Source organism: Bradyrhizobium sp., assembly GCF_035701725.1.
Taxonomy (GTDB): domain Bacteria; phylum Pseudomonadota; class Alphaproteobacteria; order Rhizobiales; family Xanthobacteraceae; genus Bradyrhizobium.
In genome coordinates this window covers 1-15,880 of the sequence record NZ_DASSRP010000234.1, presented here as the reverse complement: position 1 = coordinate 15,880, position 15,880 = coordinate 1, and the positions used below count along the sequence as shown (strand labels likewise).

The following is a 15,880-nucleotide window of genomic DNA, read 5'->3' as shown; positions in this document are numbered from 1 at the left end:
GCATCATATTTGCCTATATGCAGTGCGGCCTATTTGGCATCGCCATATCGGCGACGACCATGCTGGCCCTGGCTGGCATCGTGGTGGCACTCGACGCCTACGGCCCGGTGACCGACAACGCCGGCGGTATCGCCGAAATGGCCGGACTGCCCAAGGATGTTCGCGAGATTACCGATGCGCTCGATGCGGTCGGCAACACCACCAAGGCGGTGACCAAGGGCTATGCGATCGGTTCGGCTGGGCTGGGTGCGCTCGTGCTGTTCGCGGCCTACAACCAGGATCTCAAGTTCTTCATTGGAGAGGGCGGCGCGAACGCTTACTTCAAGGGCGTCAACCCCGACTTCTCGCTTACGAATCCGTATGTCGTGGTGGGTCTGCTGTTCGGCGGACTGCTGCCTTATCTCTTCGGTGCGCTCGGCATGACCGCGGTGGGCCGGGCCGCCGGCGCGATCGTCGAGGAAGTGCGCCGCCAGTTCCGCGAGAAGCCCGGCATCATGCAGGGCACCGAGAAGCCGGACTACGGCAAGGCCGTCGACCTCCTGACGAAAGCGGCGATCAAGGAGATGTTCATCCCCTCGCTGTTGCCGGTGCTGTCGCCGATCGTCGTCTACTTCCTGATCTATGCGATCGCGGGCGGCGGCACGGCCGGCAAGTCGGCGGCGTTCTCGGCTGTGGGTGCGATGTTGCTGGGTGTGATCGTGACCGGTCTGTTCGTCGCGATCTCGATGACCTCGGGCGGCGGCGCCTGGGATAACGCCAAGAAGTACATCGAAGACGGTCACTACGGCGGGAAGGGGTCGGATGCCCACAAGTCGGCGGTGACCGGCGACACCGTCGGAGATCCCTACAAGGATACGGCGGGCCCGGCGGTGAACCCGATGATCAAGATCACGAACATCGTGGCGCTGCTGCTGTTGGCGATCCTGGCGCACTGACGCATCAGCCTGGAATCTGAAAACCCCGCGGGCGCATACCCGCGGGGTTTTGATTCCGAGAGAAATGAGCGGCTTCGACCGCCGGCCGATCAGCTCTAGTTGCCCTGTCCGATATTGAGCGCCTTGAACAGCGGGGCGACGTAATTGATTTCCTGACCCGACGTGGGCGTGGTGCGGCTGATGAAGTCGAAGATCCTGCCGTCCTTCAGTCCGTAGTTGGCAAGGCGTCGCACCTGACGATTGCGGTCGAAATAGATCGCGATCACGCGCTGATCGACGATCTTGTCGTTCATGAACATGATTGGACGTTCGGTGCGCTGGGAGATGTAGTAGAAGACTTCACCGTTGAGCGTGGCGACCGTGGAGGGGGTTCCCATCACGATCAGGACCTGGTCCTGGCTCGCGCCGATCGGAATTTGCTCAAGTGCGCCCGGCGGAAGAATGTAGCCCTTCTGGAACTGCTCGCCGCAGCCGCTGACGACGGCGCACAGCAGGGCCGCGGCGGCCGCACTTCGCAGACCACGCCAGCCGAAGCTGCGCGCAAAACCTGTCAATCCAGACTTGATCATTTGGGAAAGCGTCCCATCCCCTTGCATCGCGCGAGGCCTTGACGTACCCGGCAGGGCGCTTGATTGCAACAAAGAGCTCGCGGGCAGAACCCACAATGCTTTGGCCATTCAATCACTTCAGTAAGCCCCAGGCGCCCCACCGCGGCACCATTGAGGCCATCTATGGCATGATCGTGACGCAGACGCGAGAACCGTCATTCTACCGGGATCTCGGGGTATCTGACACAGTTAATGGCCGTTTCGACCTTCTGGTGTTGCACTTGTGGCTGGTCTTGCGCCGGCTGCGGTCATCGGTCGAAGCTCGGAACCTGTCGCAAGCCCTTTTTGACCGATTCTGCGACGATATGGATGCCAATCTGCGCGAGATGGGCGTTGGCGATCTCACCGTTCCCAAACGGATGCAGGCGTTTGGCGAGGCCTTTTACGGCCGCGCTGCGGCCTACGACCTTGCCTTTACCGCGGGCGGCGAGGCGCCGGCCCTGGCCGTCTGCAAGAACATCCTGAACGGAGAGGGCCTGGAAAATGCGCGCCGGCTTGCCACCTATGCGCAGATCGTGATCGCTTATCTAGATGGCCTTGACGATAGCTTGTTTCAGGCCGCCAGATGGACTTTTCCCGCTCCGACCGAAGCATCGGTGCAGCCTTTGCAAAAGTGATAACCGATGAACACTGCTGATCCCTGGCGCGTCCCGGTCGTCGTGGCGCAAATTCCGGAGGGCGGACTGCACCGCGCGTTTGAGGCCAGCGACGCAATCCGCGCAGCGATGGCCGATGTTGCGGGCCTGCGTGAAATCATGTCGGCGCGCGCATCGTTCGATCTCAATCTCAAGCGCGACGGGCGTGTGCATGTCACTGGCGAGGTGCATGCCCGTGTCGGACAGACCTGCGTCGTGACGCTCGACCCGATTGAGAACGATATCGACGAGGTGATCGATTTGATGTTTGCGCCGCCGGAGCAAATCCGAAGTCTCGCCGCTCTGGTCGATGAGGCCGCCCAGAGCGAGGACGACGAAGTTCCCGATCCGCCGGAGCCGATCGTCAATGGGGTGATCGACCTTGGCCGCCTTGCCACCGACGCGTTGTTCCTCGCGATCGATCCGTATCCGCGTCGGCCCGACGCGCGGTTTGAGCCACCTGCGGAAGTGAAGGATCCCGCCGATCACCCGTTTGCGGCGCTCAAGACCCTGCAATCAGGCGACAAGACGGCACAAGCAGGGAAGGCTACGAAGACGTCAGGGAACGATCGGGATCCCTGAGATCACGTACGGAAGCCCCGTGCTTGGCCAAATTCTCGAATTTGCCATCTAAATCGCTGAAATAATTCGTACTATTTTCCTGTTACGATTCTGATACAGAAGCGCTCGAACCGCAAAACGCAGCGGTCAAGAGGTTGTGTCGGTATAGGGAAACGCTATTGTCGCGGCCCAGTCTGGCGCGGCGAGCCGCTTGGTCGATCCCTGTGATTGCGGCGGCTGGCATTTAGCGAAGAGAGGTCGGGTTTCCGGGACATTCATGCCTCAAAAGGTTCGAATAGCGCTTGACGCCATGGGGGGCGACGTCGGCGCGTCAGTCGTTATTCCCGGCGCTGCGATCTCGTTGACCCGTCATCCCGATACCGAGTTTGTCTTGTTCGGCAATCGCGGCGTCATCGAAGCGCAGCTCGCCAAATTTCCGGCATTGAAGGCGGTCTCGTCGATCGTCCACACCGATGTTGCGGTCAGCATGCACGACAAGCCAAGCCAGGCGTTGCGGCGCGGACGCAAGACCTCGTCGATGTGGCTTGCGATCGATGCCGTGAAGAAGGGCGACGCGGATGTTGCGGTGTCTGCAGGCAATACCGGCGCGTTGATGGCAATGGCGCGGTTTTGCCTGCGCACGTTACCCGGCGTCGACAGTCCCGCCATTGCGGCGATGTGGCCGACGATGCGCGGCGATTCCGTGGTTCTCGACTTGGGTGCCACGATCGGCGGTGACGCACAGCACCTCGTCACGCTGGCGGTGCTCGGCAGCGCCATGGCAAGCGTGTTGTTCGATTTGACGAGGCCAACCGTCGGTCTCCTCAATATCGGGGTCGAGGAGATCAAGGGCCGTGAGGAAGTTCGCGAGGCGGCGGAACTCCTGCGCGCGATGAACCTGCCCCAGCTCGAATATATCGGCTTTGTCGAAGGCGACGGCATCGGCCGCGGCGCCGCTGACGTGATCGTCGCAGAAGGCTTCAGTGGCAATATTGCCTTGAAAGCCGCTGAAGGCACCGCGCGCCAGATCAACGAATTCCTGCGCGCTGCGCTGTCGGGCAGCTGGCTGTCGAAGCTCGGATATCTGCTGGCGAGACCTGCGTTCAGGGCGCTACGGGACAAGCTTGACCCGAACAAGTCCAATGGCGGGGTGCTGCTCGGTCTCAACGGCATCGTGGTCAAGAGCCACGGTGGAACCGACGCCGATGGCTTTGCCTATGCGGTCGATGTTGGCTATGAGATGGCCAAATACGATCTCCTCAACAAGATCAATCAAATGCTCAAACGCGACGGTGGAACGTTGGTTCAGGCGCCCGCCACGCAGGAGGCTGTTTCGTGACTGCACTACGCTCGGTCGTGCTCGGCTGCGGCTCCTATCTGCCGGAGCGGGTTTTGACCAATGCCGAATTGGCGATGAAGATCGACACTTCGGACGAATGGATCGTGCAACGCACGGGTATCCGTCAGCGCCATATCGCGGCCGAGGGCGAGTTCACCTCGCATCTTGCGATCAATGCCGCGCGCGCAGCGCTCGCCCATGCAGGAGTTGACGCGCAATCGATTGACCTGATCGTGCTTGCGACCTCGACGCCTGACAACACCTTCCCGGCGACGGCGGTTGCGGTTCAAAATGGCCTCGGCATCCATCACGGTGCGGCTTTCGATTTGCAGGCTGTTTGCTCAGGATTCGTATTTGCGCTCGCCACAGCCGATAACTTCCTGCGCAGCGGCGCGTTCAAGCGGGCGCTGGTGATTGGCGCCGAAACCTTCTCGCGAATTCTCGACTGGAACGACCGCGGCACCTGCGTGCTGTTCGGCGATGGCGCCGGCGCGGTCGTGCTCGAAGCCCAGCGGCAGCCGGGCACGTCCTCCGATCGAGGGATTCTGACGACCCATCTGCGGTCGGACGGTCGGCACAAGTCGAAACTTTACGTCGACGGCGGACCGTCTTCGACCCAGACGGTCGGGCATCTGAGGATGGAGGGGCGCGAGGTCTTCAAGCACGCGGTCGGCATGATCACCGACGTGATCGTGGATGCCTTCGAAGCGACCGGCCTGAATGCCGATGACATCAACTGGTTCGTTCCGCACCAGGCCAACAAGCGAATCATCGATGCTTCCGCCCACAAACTGCATATTGCGCCGCAGAAAGTGGTGCTGACGGTCGACCGGCACGGCAACACGTCCGCAGCCTCAATTCCGCTGGCGCTGGCGGTTGCCGTCGCGGATGGGCGCATCAAACAGGGCGATCTGGTCCTGCTCGAGGCCATGGGCGGCGGTTTCACCTGGGGATCGGCACTGATCCGTTGGTGAGGAACGGGTAAATTAATCCCGATATTTTGCTGTTTTCTTTCATCTATCAACGTTGAACGGCTGTTGACCGTCAGGGGTTAAGCTCCTAATTTCAGAAGCGAATTGTTCGCCAGATGGGGCAGGCGATGACCGGAACCGGAAAAACTGTCACGCGCGTCGATTTGTGCGAGGCCGTCTACCAGAAGGTAGGGCTGTCGCGCACGGAATCGTCCGCGTTTGTAGAACTGGTCTTGAAAGAGATCACCGACTGCCTCGAAAAGGGCGAGACGGTGAAACTCTCTTCCTTTGGCTCGTTCATGGTGCGCAAGAAGGGTCAGCGGATCGGACGTAATCCGAAGACCGGAACCGAGGTGCCGATTTCGCCTCGTCGCGTGATGGTGTTCAAGCCATCGGCTATCCTGAAACAGCGTATCAACGGCCACGGCGCCGGCAGCAACGGCGCCAAGCCCGCATAGACTAGCGGTTTCTTTCACCCGGGCGAGGGATAGAGGAGCGAGCATTTGGACAAGGCGCCGGATGCCTTCCGAACCATCAGCGAGGTCGCTGAGGACCTCGACATTCCGCAACACGTTTTGCGGTTCTGGGAAACGCGGTTCTCCCAGATCAAGCCGATGAAACGAAGCGGCGGCCGCAGATATTACCGGCCGGATGACGTCGACCTGCTGCGGGGAATTCGCCGTCTGCTCTACGGCGAGGGTTATACGATCCGCGGCGTGCAGCGCATCTTGAAGGAGCACGGCATCGCCTCGGTGCAACGGCTCGCCGATGCATCCGCGGTCGCTTCCTTTGGTGCGATCGAAGAGGTGGTCGGTCAGAGCATCCTGGAAGACGACGATGCTGCGCCGCCGATCGACCTCGATGACGACGACTACGACAGCTCCGAGGAAAGCGGTGTGCCCAGGATGGCCGAGCGCCGCAGCCGGCGGGACGTCGACAGTTTTGAGGACGAGGAAGCCATCGCGGGCGTTGCGGATATCGCTCCGATACTCGACGTCGGGCGGCTCAAGGGCGTCCTGGAGGATCTGATCGCCTGTCGGCGAATGCTCGACGCCGCGCTCAAGGACGGGTGACGGCGCGCGTGCCGGAAACTGCCCTTAACCAACCAATGGCCCAATTTTAGGACCACGGTTCCCGGTCCCTCGACCGTCCGGCAAATGCGGCACGGATCGATCGGCCGCCTTGCGCGCCAGCCTGATCGCAGCTAAGGGAACGGCATCGGAGCGTGGCGCAGCCCGGTTAGCGCACTAGTCTGGGAGACTAGGGGTCGGAGGTTCAAATCCTCTCGCTCCGACCATTTTTACAAGCTCGCGCTTGAGGGCTTTGAAAATCTTTGCGCGCTCGGCATGGAGCCGGGCTGCAATGATTGATTGATTCATGCGGCGGTCGGGCCGCATTTAGAGTCTCGCCCGTTGTCTCTCTCGGCTCGTTGTTTCTCGCTTTCTCCCTTCCGTTTCGAGCAGCGCAGCCCAAACTCGTCGGGTCGAAGTCGGATTCGTTTGGCCGCGTTCGCGCGTTACGCGACGAACGGTCGGCCGTATGACAAGGGCTCAGACGCCGCCGGGCGCCACGTAGCAATAAACGTAATCACCACGGCTCAAAAAAATGACACCGTGCCCGGTCGGGTTGGACTGATCATATTTCAGTTTATGATTCGGAACGACAATCTTGGTTCCGATATCGACGTGCTTGCGACGCAACGGCCCATCAGGTCTGGAGTCAGTGACAATGGCGACATATTTGTCGCCGTCAACTTCGAACGAGTCTGCCCAATACGCATCCGCTTCGCCACAGCACGAGACAGCGGGATTATCCGGCTGCATCAATGCCTGGTACCATTGCCGGATTTCCGGGTCTGTTCCTTCCCACTGCCCAAAATCACGGGCACTCGCTACGCTCATCAACAAACCGAACGCTGCACAAAGGACGAGGCGTTTCATGCCGCACTCCTGAGTTCTTCCAGCCAGTTCGTTCGAAGCAATGTTCGTGCCGCGAATCAGCGGTCGCGATATTCCATGTTAAGATTTTGAGACGGGCGAGCGACTGTTTATTTGCAAGTTGTCCGTGTTGGTTCGTAACTGCGGCATTCCTGCATCGATTTCGGGCGAACTCCGTTATAATACGGGCTTACTCGTCACCATCCGATGCGATGACGATGATGTTGCGGCGATCATGATATCGTCGTTGCAAAGCTGCCACACGATTCCTTCACGCGGAGGATTGGTTTGAACGAATGATCGCTTTGAGGCCCGGTGATCTCGTTGTTCTGAAATCCGGCGGTCCGGTCATGACCGTCGACGCGGTCAACACCGACATCTTCGATGACGACAAGGTCACCGGAATTTTGTGTGCATGGTTTGTCGGCACCAAATTGGAGCGGGCGCGTTTCGATCCTGGCGCGCTGATTGCGGCACCTTCACCGGAAGCGTCGAGCGAGCAATCTCAAACCAGCCCCACCGAAACCTCCGGAGCCTACAAAGCCATTCTGGACGAGATGGTCGCGGCGATGAACGATCCGGCGGAGGCGCCGGGCGAGGCGTCCAAAACGCCCGGCGCACGGCCGAAGCAGACATCTGGCAGCAAACGCGCCGCCGAGGACAGGGCGGAGGCGAGCGGGACGCACTGATTGAACTCAGTCCGCCTCGCGCATCTCATTCCGGCGTCTTTGCACCAGCTAAAAAAACCACCAGACCGACAGTGACGAGCGTCGAGAAAAATCGCGAGCGAAAGTGTCCGGTTGGGATGGCCTTTGGGCGTCAGGCGGCGCGGACGCTGTCGAGGAATTTTTCGACCTCGTCCCGGAGATGAACGCTCACATCCGAAAGTGCCTTGGCTGACTTCAGCATCTGGCCCGAAGTGGTTTCGGTCTCGTTGGCGCCGCGCGCAACGCGCTCGATGTTTTCGGCGACATCGAGCGTGCCCCCGGCTGCCGCCTGGACGCCGTGAGCGATGTTCTGGGTCGCCGCACCTTGCTCCTCGACCGCGGCCGAAATTGCGCCGGTGATTTCGCTAATGCGCTCGATGGTCTGTCCGATCGCCTTGATGGCTTCCACGGATTCTTCCGTCGCGCGCTGCATATTGACAATGTGCGAGCTGATTTCGCCGGTGGCTTTCGCGGTTTGTCCGGCCAGATTCTTGACCTCCTGCGCGACGACGGCAAAACCCCGGCCGGCCTCGCCGGCCCGCGCCGCCTCGATCGTCGCATTGAGGGCGAGCAGGTTGGTCTGCTCGGCAATCGAGGTGATGAGTTTGACCACATCGCCGATCCGGTCGCCCGCAGCCGACAATTCGGCCATCCGCTCGTCGGTGGCGGAAGCCTGCTTGACCGCCTCCGAAGCAACGCTATTGGAGTCCTGCACCCGCCGGCTGATCTCGACGATGGACTGCGACAGTTCGTTGGACGCAGTTGCGGCACTGCGCACGTGCTCGGAGGCCTGCTTGGAAGCGTCGGCCGATTGGTCCGACATTTCGGCGGTCGTGCGCGCCGTCAACGAAAGCTGCTCGGCGTCCTTCTCGAAGCGTCCGGACGAATCCATCACCTGCTCGATGATGCCGCCGATCCTGGTGCGGAAATCCTCGACGAATTGATTGAGTTCAGCCTTGCGCCGTTCGCTGGCCGACTTCTCCGCATTGAGCCGATCGGCCTCGATCTGACGCCGTTCGAGCCGGTTGGTTTTGAAGACGTCGATGGTTCGCGCAATAACGCCAATCTCGTCATGGCGATCGGCGTACTGAACTTCGACGTCGGTCCTTCCCTCTGCCAGCACCGTGAGGCTTGCGGCGACCGCCTTGAGCGGCTTGGTGACGCGGCGGACCATGAGTGCGGTGACGCTGAGAGCGAGGAGGGCGGCGATGCCGGCGGCGATCGCCATCGCATCAATCGCCTGCCACAGCATGCCGTCGAGCTCGTCCATCGAGATACCGACATAGATAATGCCGACGACTTTTCCGGCGGGATCGAACACCGGATGATAGGCGGTGTAGAAGCGACGGCCGAACAATATCGCGGGTCCCTTGTAGGCTTCGCCGCGGCGAAGCATTGCTTGGCCGGGATGGTCGGGCGCGAGTTGGGTCCCGACCGCACGATCGCCGTTTTCTTTCTTGACGTTGGTTGTCCGCCGGACGAACTGGCTCGTCGCGTTATCGTAGACGAACAGCGTGGCGTTGCCGCCGACGTAAGAGGTCGCGCGATCGACGATACGATGATCGGTGAATTCGGGCATCCGCGGCACCTCGACGCGTTCGACGACGCCGTCGCGAATGCTGATCTTGGTTTCTGGATAGGCCTCGCCGAAGGCCAGCGTGAGGGTCCGCAGGCTGAGATCGATATCGTGCACGGCGCGGGCGTTGAAGTCGCGCGTCAGCGACCAGTAGCCGGCTCCGACGAGGAGAGCGGCATTGATTGTGATCAGTAACGTCGCGCTAAGAGCTGCCTTCGGGCCGAGGTTCAATCGCAGACGGGCGAACAGGCCCCCAAACCTGGTCGTCATTTAATACCCTCCTGAAAATCCGAATACCGTATCGAGACTTGTTTAAAATTTGATACTTCGAATGGCCCGATCCCTACAATGATACCTCTAAACGCGACCGGAAGTCGCCTTATCGGGTGTGGCAAATCGCTTCAGTGCGGATCAAAAATTTGCCGGAGAGTTCGGGCACGCGTGCGCTTGGCGACGCTTCGAGCGTAGTGATAAGAAGGGAATCGAAAGGGAGCTTTTGGGATGAGAGTTCTTGGAGCTGTGGGTCTGTTGGCATTGCTACTTGCTGGGCCCGTTTATGCGGCACCGCCCGCTGCGCCGGCAGCGCCGCAGGATCCACCGAAGTCACCGGGGCAGATTGAGCAGGAAAAATCGACGGACCGGGCGTACAGAAATTCGCTCGGCAATATTCCGGATAAACCCCCGGCCGATCCGTGGGGTGGGGCGCGAGCGGTCGATGGATCGAGCAGCGCTACCACGACGACGTCCACCAAGCGCAAATCGAACTAGCGGCCCGATCCTCGCATTCGCACCTCGTCGCCAGTGGTCAGTTCCGACCTTGCGATCAGGTAGTTGCCAATGTCGTGTTCGCGTCATCGGGCTGCGTGAAGTTCGGGCGGCCGAATCGAGAGGTTTGGTCGCCCGTTCGATTCCTTTGCGCGGTTACAGCGTCTTCAGGTATTCGATCAGCTCATAACGTTCATCGTCGCTGAGCAGGCGACCGATGACGCCGGGCTTGCCGGGCCCGGGTGTGCCTTCCAGCGAATGGCCGAGGTTGCTGTTGCCCGGCATCGGCGTTCCATCCGAGTTGGTGGCAGAGAACAGCGTCTCGCCATGACGGCACGCCGGCTTCTCGCCGGCCTCAACCCGAAAGCCGACTTGCTGCGGGTCGAAGTCGCGCAGGCCCATGCAGAATTGTTTCGGCCGCTCGGCGGCGGGTTTGAGCATCCAATAGAGCGAGGGTACCGATCCGTTGTGCAGATATGGCGCCGTGGCCCACACCCCGTTCAGCGGACGGGCGCGATAGTGGGTTTCCCTGGCATTGCCGGGATTGGGGCAATTCCTTCGCGAGCGCCACAGCTCCTGCTTCTGCTGATCCGACAAATGTTTGTCTTCCATCCATTTCTGGGCGGCCTTGTCGACGACGTCCATCAAGGCGAGCGCAAACGGCACGCCGGTGGAGAACGTCGGAATGCCGGTACATCCCCAGGACTTTCCGAGATCACGGGCCGGGTCGATGTCGAGGAAACCTGGCAACTCGACTGTTCGCAACATCAGGACGTGAGCCTGGCCCGGGTCGGTGCCCATTCCGCCGACGCCTTTCTGAACCTCATCCAGCACCGGACCGTCTCCGTCTTTTTTCAACTGAGGCGAGGTCCAAAAACTCTTGTCCGGAAATTGTTTGTCGAATAGCGGGTCGTTGACCGGGCCGAGATGACACTCGGCGCAGATCTCGGCATAGATCGTGCGGCCTTTGGCGACCCGCGTCGCGTCGATCTTCCAGGCTGGGTCGTCTGCGAAAACATCGGCCGGCCATTTCGGCGATTTCAATCCGCCGAATTCCGGTGGGCTTTGCTTGAAAGGATCTGGCCCCCGCAACATCGCTTCGATGCTTGCCAGATTCTCGATGTCGACCGAGGACCGGAAAAGAGCTCCAGGTGCGTTGTCAGGCGAGAGGTTGATCAGCGCGGAGACGCCGAGCGCCTCGCCGGCATTACGAATGAGCGGCTGCTCGATCGAGGCATCATACTGCGCCCACCAGAACCACGGGACGGTCCAGATCGGCGGAAAGCTGACCGGCGCATCGCGAACGTGCAGGTTTGCCTCGGGCGCGGAAACGCCGCTTGCGACCAGATCGGTATAGAAGACCTGATTGCCGATCCGGTTCAGCGCGTCGAGCCGGCCGTAACCCTCTTCGGTATCCTGCTGGTGCACGCGGTCGTACAAGTTCGTCAACGTGGTTGCCTGCGCCTTGACGAAGGCCCCTGCGTCCGTGAGTCCTCTCTTCAGTTGCGCACGGTCCGCCTCGCCGGCGTTCGGACCGAGCACGCGCGTAGCAAAACGATTGAAGCGGCTCGGGAAAATCAACGTATAGGCAATGGAGAGACCGGTCGCCTTTTCGAGGTTGAGCAGGTTCACCATCGCCGGGCCGCCGTCGAAGCGGATGCTGGTGCCCTTGTAGCGGATGCTGCCGGAGTGGCAGGCCGCGCAGGTCAGTCCGATCAGGTCCGGTTGAGGAACGCCCGTCACGGGATGGCTGGCCCCGGTCAGACGCGCAAAGCCGACTGGAAGGCCGTCGGTATTCTCGACCGGCCACTTGCCGGTCGCTGATTTTGTCGATGCCGACGCACGGGCTGGCTCGGCATAGCCATAGTGTTGCAGCGTCGCTTGATCGGTATGGACGGTCTTTGGACTTGGGATAAAGCCGAAGCGTTCGAGATAATCGCTGTCGCTCAGCAAACCGGGCCGCGAGAACAGGTAGAGACGCGGCTGCTCCAAAGCCACGAACCAGGCATAGGGCACCGGAAAAGTCTTGGTGCCCTGGCTGACATGATGAAACCAATGGCGATCCTCCAGCGACCAGTTCTGATCGAGCCAGCGCGCGGTCTTGACCGCGGGCAGGTCCGGTAACGGAGGAGGTAATAGCTGCGAGAGCTGCGCGATGGGCCCGGGCATGGCCGCCAGGAAGGCCCGAAGCGAATCCGGAAACTGGGTGATGGCAAGTCCGAGCAGCAGCACCAACGCGATAGCAGTGCCGGCAACGCCTTTGGCAAGTTTGACAAGACGGCTTGGCGGCACGGGTCCAGCGGCCAGCCGTGCTGTGATGCGTGCGGGAAATTTCCGTTCCACGAACAGCGTGCGGACTTCCGCGACGCTGAGATAACGATCGTCGCCTTCGCCCTTGCCCATGATTTTGAGCAGCACGGGAAATTCGGCATTCATCATGAAACGGTCGATCCGCCGCCGATGTCCTTTGCCGCGGGCGAAATTTGCGTCCATGAAGGCGGTGATCTGTCTGGCGTTGAGCCCGCGTTCGGTGCTGCCATCATTCGGGTCGGCGTAGTCCTTGCCGAAGGTCGCAAGGCGCGCGATCTCGGATTCGTCCACCTGACCGTCAACGGTGAGAATGCGCGAGCCGACGCCGTGCTTGTCGAGGGGGCCGTTGCGCAGCTCGTCGAGATCGGCTCCTGACCACCAGCTCTTGAGGGCGCGCAGCGGGTTAAGCCCGTTGGCGAAGAGCGCGACGAAATAGATTTGCATTCCTGCAATCCGCTCTCTCAGGCCTTTCTCGCCGGTCGCAGCTTCAATTGTCCCGGTCAGTTTCGGCAGCGGCACGGTGTGCCCGTCGACATAGCCGCCTGCGACGAGGCCGCGCAAAAACGGGCAGGGATTGTTGGGCGAGACGGGAATTGATTGGCCGCTGCCGGCAGGCGCATTGGCGTGCGTATCTGACATAGCCTTCGGTCCTTAAAGATGCGGCGTTGCAAAAAGAGCTGGTCCGAGCTTTCATTTCGAAGCGAAGCTCGGCCGAAATCAAAGCAGACATTCTACTTTTAGTTGTAGAGTTGGAATCGAATTGTCGTCAATTCTACGCAGCCAGATCGCGCGGCGCAATTTGCCAGCTCACATATGCGAGCGGCCGGTCTCCTCCGAACAGGCGAGACTGGATCTAGTTTGAAGGGACGCCGGCTTTCAAAAGCCCTTCGCGGTAATGAGCAATGTCGGCGGGGTTTTTCCAGCGGAAATTCCGCAAATGTCGTTCAACTGTCATTGACGGGAAGCAGTTCAAGAGCACCGCGGTGGCTTTTGCGGCCTCTTCGCGTCGACCGGATTGCGCAAGTGCGGCGGTCCTGACCGAGAGCACCTGGAGATGATTGGGATTGAGGTACATGGCCTCGCGCGCCCACGACAGACACGCGTCATATTGCTTCAACAGATAATGGCTGAACGCGAGCAGCGCCGTCCATTTGTAGCGTGGGTCACTGTTGCCGCGCTGCACGGCGGTGGAGAACAGTTCAATGGCTTGTTCATGTTCACCGCGAGAGAAATGGCAGATGCCGAGAACGCCGCGCGCACCCATATCGTAGGGATTCAAGCGGACCGACCTCTTGGCCGCATCCATGGCGGCGTCGTGATTTCCCTCCATCGCATGCATATAGGACAAGAGGCCGAAGGCGAAGGAGGAGCGGGGGTCCAATTGCACGCTGCTTTCGGCAAGGCACATCGCCTCGCTCCATAGCGCCCGGGTGCTCTTGATCCACCCATATTGCACGCCTTGCACCATGATCGTGGCGAGATAGGCGCGCGCAATCGCCAGCGAGGGATCGAGATCGATGGCCTGTCTGAACAGATCGATCGATTGTTCGAAATCCGCTTTCGTGTGTCTGTAATAGTGCGAAAGCCCCTTCAGGAACCGGTCCCACGCCGTTGGATCGGCTGACGGGCGGCCTGGCGCCGACGCTTCGGCGCGGAAAATTTCAGGTGCGATCGCCGCCGACAGATTTGTGGTGAGCTCGTCCTGCATGGCAAAGAGGTCACCGATATCGCTGTCATATCGGTTGGCCCATAATTGCTCGCCGCTTTCGGGCGCAATCAGCTGCGCCGTTACCCGGATCTTGTTGCCGGCCCGCCGCACCGAGCCCTGGATCAAATAAGTCGCGTCGATTTCGCGCGCGATCAGGCGCGTCGAAAGATCTTTGCCTTTGAACGAGAATGTCGCGTTTCGGCTGAGGACCCGGAAAAACGACTGCAGCGACAGCGCGTGGATAAGGTCTTCGGTCAAGCCATCAGAGAAATACTCTTCCGCCTGGTCGCTGAGGTTGACAAAGGGCAGCACGCCGACGATCGCGGTCCGGTACTGGGCCGGCAGGTGCGACTTGTGGTGAAGGTCGCTGCCCGGGGCTTCCGATCCGGCCGGGTCCCAGGTCCATACGCTGATCGCTTCCTCGATGTTCTTGAAGCGGCGGGTGCCGGCATCGACCAGGGGAACGCGAATGTGCTTGTTCGCCTCCTGATAGGCTTTGCCGGAAACAGCGACCCCGCCTGGCGTGGCAACGGATTCCAGGCGTACGGCGATATTGACCCCGTCGCCGAACACCTCGTCTTCATCGGCCATCACGTCGCCCATGTGAACGCCGAGACGAAACTGCATCAGCCGGTCTGCCGGCAACTGACTGTTGCGTTCGGCCATCAGGGTCTGGATTTCGATCGATGATTGCAGCGCGCCGACCACGCTGGGATATTCAAGCAGGAATCCGTCGCCGGTATTCTTCACCAGGCGGCCACCGTGGTTGAGGATGATGGGATAGATCGCGCTGCGATGCGCCTTGAACGTTGCGTGAGTGCCTTCCTCGTCGGTGCCCATCATGCGCGAGTAGCCGGCGACATCAGCGCAGACGATGGCGGCCAGGCGTCTCTCCATCCTCAACTTGTCTCCTGTGGTCCGTCAATGCCCGTTCGACGTACATCAAGGTAAGCGGTTATGGAAGCGAATCCAATGACCTAAAGTGTGGACGCGGTGATCACCCGTGCGGGTGATTAGCCGTGAACAATGGCCTTGGCGATCATGCAATGAATGCCCTTGGAACCGTTGACCGTTTGCGTGACCCGCAGGTCCGCCGCCAGGCTGCATAGTGTGTAGGCGTCTTCGCGCGACAGGTTCCGTTTCTCGCCGATCAGCACGATCATGTCGCGCAAAGCCCTGACCACGCACTGGTCGAGATCGGGATCCATGGCCATCGTCATATAATGGGTCGGCGTTTCGGCGCGCGGATAATCGAGTTTCAGGTCTTTTCGCAGGGTCAGCTTGAAACGGCCCTGCAAGGCGGTTTCGATCGCCGTGACGCAGACTTCACCGTCGCCCTGAACGCCGTGGCCATCGCCGCAGGAAAACAACGCGCCCGGTACGAAGACCGGCAGATAGAGTTTGGCGCCCGGCGTCAGTTCCTTGTTGTCGAGATTGCCACCCATCGCACGCGGAACAAGTGAGCTGATGCGGCCCCAGGCTGGCGGCGGCGCCACCCCCATCACGCCGAAGAACGGCGAAAGCGGCAATTCAAGTCCCCAGGGCATCCGCCCCACCATCCGGGTTCGGTCCAGCGGAATGTTCATCAGCCGCGGCTCGTGAAAATCGTCCGGCAAGGTGCCGGCCAGCGGCCGGATCAGATTGTAGCCCCAGTCCTGGCGCAGCTGGATGTCGAGGATGTCGACCTCGAGCACGTCGCCGGGGACAGCACCGGCGATCGCCACCGGGCCCGTCAGGATGTGGCCAGGCACCATTCGCTCGCTTTTGGCATGAACCGCATCAAGTTCAGGCGGAACATGGAAACGGCTTCGGTCCGGAACCACCTCTG

At 60.7% G+C, this 15,880-nt stretch carries 14 protein-coding genes and 1 tRNA gene; 9 read left to right on the top strand and 6 right to left on the bottom strand.

The window, feature by feature from the left end:
* The coding region (locus tag VFL62_RS13660) for a sodium/proton-translocating pyrophosphatase (protein WP_325172908.1) at positions 1 to 935 on the top strand (935 nt) is incomplete at its 5' end.
* Positions 936 to 1,030: 95 nt separating this feature from the next.
* On the opposite strand, the gene VFL62_RS13655 is transcribed toward VFL62_RS13660, so the two are convergent.
* Positions 1,031 to 1,504 carry an outer membrane protein assembly factor BamE gene (locus tag VFL62_RS13655; RefSeq protein WP_325172909.1) on the bottom strand — a complete coding sequence of 158 codons (474 nt, stop codon included), beginning with the start codon at positions 1,502 to 1,504 and terminating at the stop codon, positions 1,031 to 1,033.
* A 95-nt stretch (positions 1,505 to 1,599) separates the two neighbouring features.
* On the opposite strand from VFL62_RS13655, the gene VFL62_RS13650 reads away from it, so the two are divergent.
* The 7 genes from VFL62_RS13650 to VFL62_RS13620 all read left to right on the top strand — a co-directional run bounded on the left by VFL62_RS13650 (position 1,600) and on the right by VFL62_RS13620 (position 6,346).
* Entirely contained in the window at positions 1,600 to 2,160 is a 561-nt protein-coding gene (locus VFL62_RS13650; protein WP_325172907.1) for a ubiquinol-cytochrome C chaperone family protein, read from the top strand.
* 6 nt (positions 2,161 to 2,166) lie between these two features.
* Positions 2,167 to 2,760 carry a DUF177 domain-containing protein gene (locus VFL62_RS13645; protein WP_325172906.1) on the top strand — a complete coding sequence of 198 codons (594 nt, stop codon included), beginning with the start codon at positions 2,167 to 2,169 and terminating at the stop codon, positions 2,758 to 2,760.
* 256 nt (positions 2,761 to 3,016) lie between these two features.
* Complete coding sequence (gene plsX / locus VFL62_RS13640; RefSeq protein WP_325172905.1) at positions 3,017 to 4,078, top strand: phosphate acyltransferase PlsX; 1,062 nt, start codon at positions 3,017 to 3,019, stop codon at positions 4,076 to 4,078.
* Positions 4,075 to 5,052 carry a beta-ketoacyl-ACP synthase III gene (locus VFL62_RS13635; protein WP_325172904.1) on the top strand — a complete coding sequence of 326 codons (978 nt, stop codon included), beginning with the start codon at positions 4,075 to 4,077 and terminating at the stop codon, positions 5,050 to 5,052. The genes plsX and VFL62_RS13635 overlap by 4 nt, the downstream gene beginning before the upstream one ends.
* 125 nt (positions 5,053 to 5,177) lie before the next feature.
* Positions 5,178 to 5,507 carry an integration host factor subunit alpha gene (locus VFL62_RS13630; RefSeq protein WP_325172903.1) on the top strand — a complete coding sequence of 110 codons (330 nt, stop codon included), beginning with the start codon at positions 5,178 to 5,180 and terminating at the stop codon, positions 5,505 to 5,507.
* Positions 5,508 to 5,552: 45 nt separating this feature from the next.
* Positions 5,553 to 6,122 (top strand): MerR family transcriptional regulator, encoded by a 570-nt coding sequence (locus VFL62_RS13625; RefSeq protein ID WP_325172902.1) that lies wholly within the window; start codon positions 5,553 to 5,555, stop codon positions 6,120 to 6,122.
* Positions 6,123 to 6,268: 146 nt separating this feature from the next.
* Positions 6,269 to 6,346: transfer RNA gene (locus tag VFL62_RS13620), tRNA-Pro, on the top strand.
* 253 nt (positions 6,347 to 6,599) lie between these two features.
* Here VFL62_RS13620 and VFL62_RS13615 read toward each other — a convergent pair.
* On the bottom strand, positions 6,600 to 6,989 hold the full coding sequence (locus VFL62_RS13615) for a hypothetical protein (protein WP_325172901.1): 390 nt from the start codon (positions 6,987 to 6,989) through the stop codon (positions 6,600 to 6,602).
* 293 nt (positions 6,990 to 7,282) lie between these two features.
* Here VFL62_RS13615 and VFL62_RS13610 point away from each other — a divergent pair, with 293 nt between their 5' ends.
* Positions 7,283 to 7,675 (top strand): YodC family protein, encoded by a 393-nt coding sequence (locus tag VFL62_RS13610; RefSeq protein WP_325172900.1) that lies wholly within the window; start codon positions 7,283 to 7,285, stop codon positions 7,673 to 7,675.
* Between the two features lie 130 nt (positions 7,676 to 7,805).
* Here the strand turns inward: VFL62_RS13610 and VFL62_RS13605 are convergent, their stop codons facing one another.
* The 4 genes from VFL62_RS13605 to VFL62_RS13590 all read right to left on the bottom strand — a co-directional run.
* On the bottom strand, positions 7,806 to 9,539 hold the full coding sequence (locus VFL62_RS13605) for a methyl-accepting chemotaxis protein (protein WP_325172899.1): 1,734 nt from the start codon (positions 9,537 to 9,539) through the stop codon (positions 7,806 to 7,808).
* Positions 9,540 to 10,190: 651 nt separating this feature from the next.
* On the bottom strand, positions 10,191 to 12,983 hold the full coding sequence (locus VFL62_RS13600) for a di-heme-cytochrome C peroxidase (RefSeq protein ID WP_325172898.1): 2,793 nt from the start codon (positions 12,981 to 12,983) through the stop codon (positions 10,191 to 10,193).
* A gap of 214 nt (positions 12,984 to 13,197) precedes the next feature.
* Positions 13,198 to 14,949, bottom strand: a complete 1,752-nt coding sequence (locus tag VFL62_RS13595) for an adenylate/guanylate cyclase domain-containing protein (RefSeq protein WP_325172897.1) — start codon at positions 14,947 to 14,949, stop codon at positions 13,198 to 13,200.
* Positions 14,950 to 15,065: 116 nt separating this feature from the next.
* Positions 15,066 to 15,880 (bottom strand): acetamidase/formamidase family protein (locus VFL62_RS13590; RefSeq protein WP_325172896.1); only part of this gene is annotated, 815 nt, incomplete at its 5' end.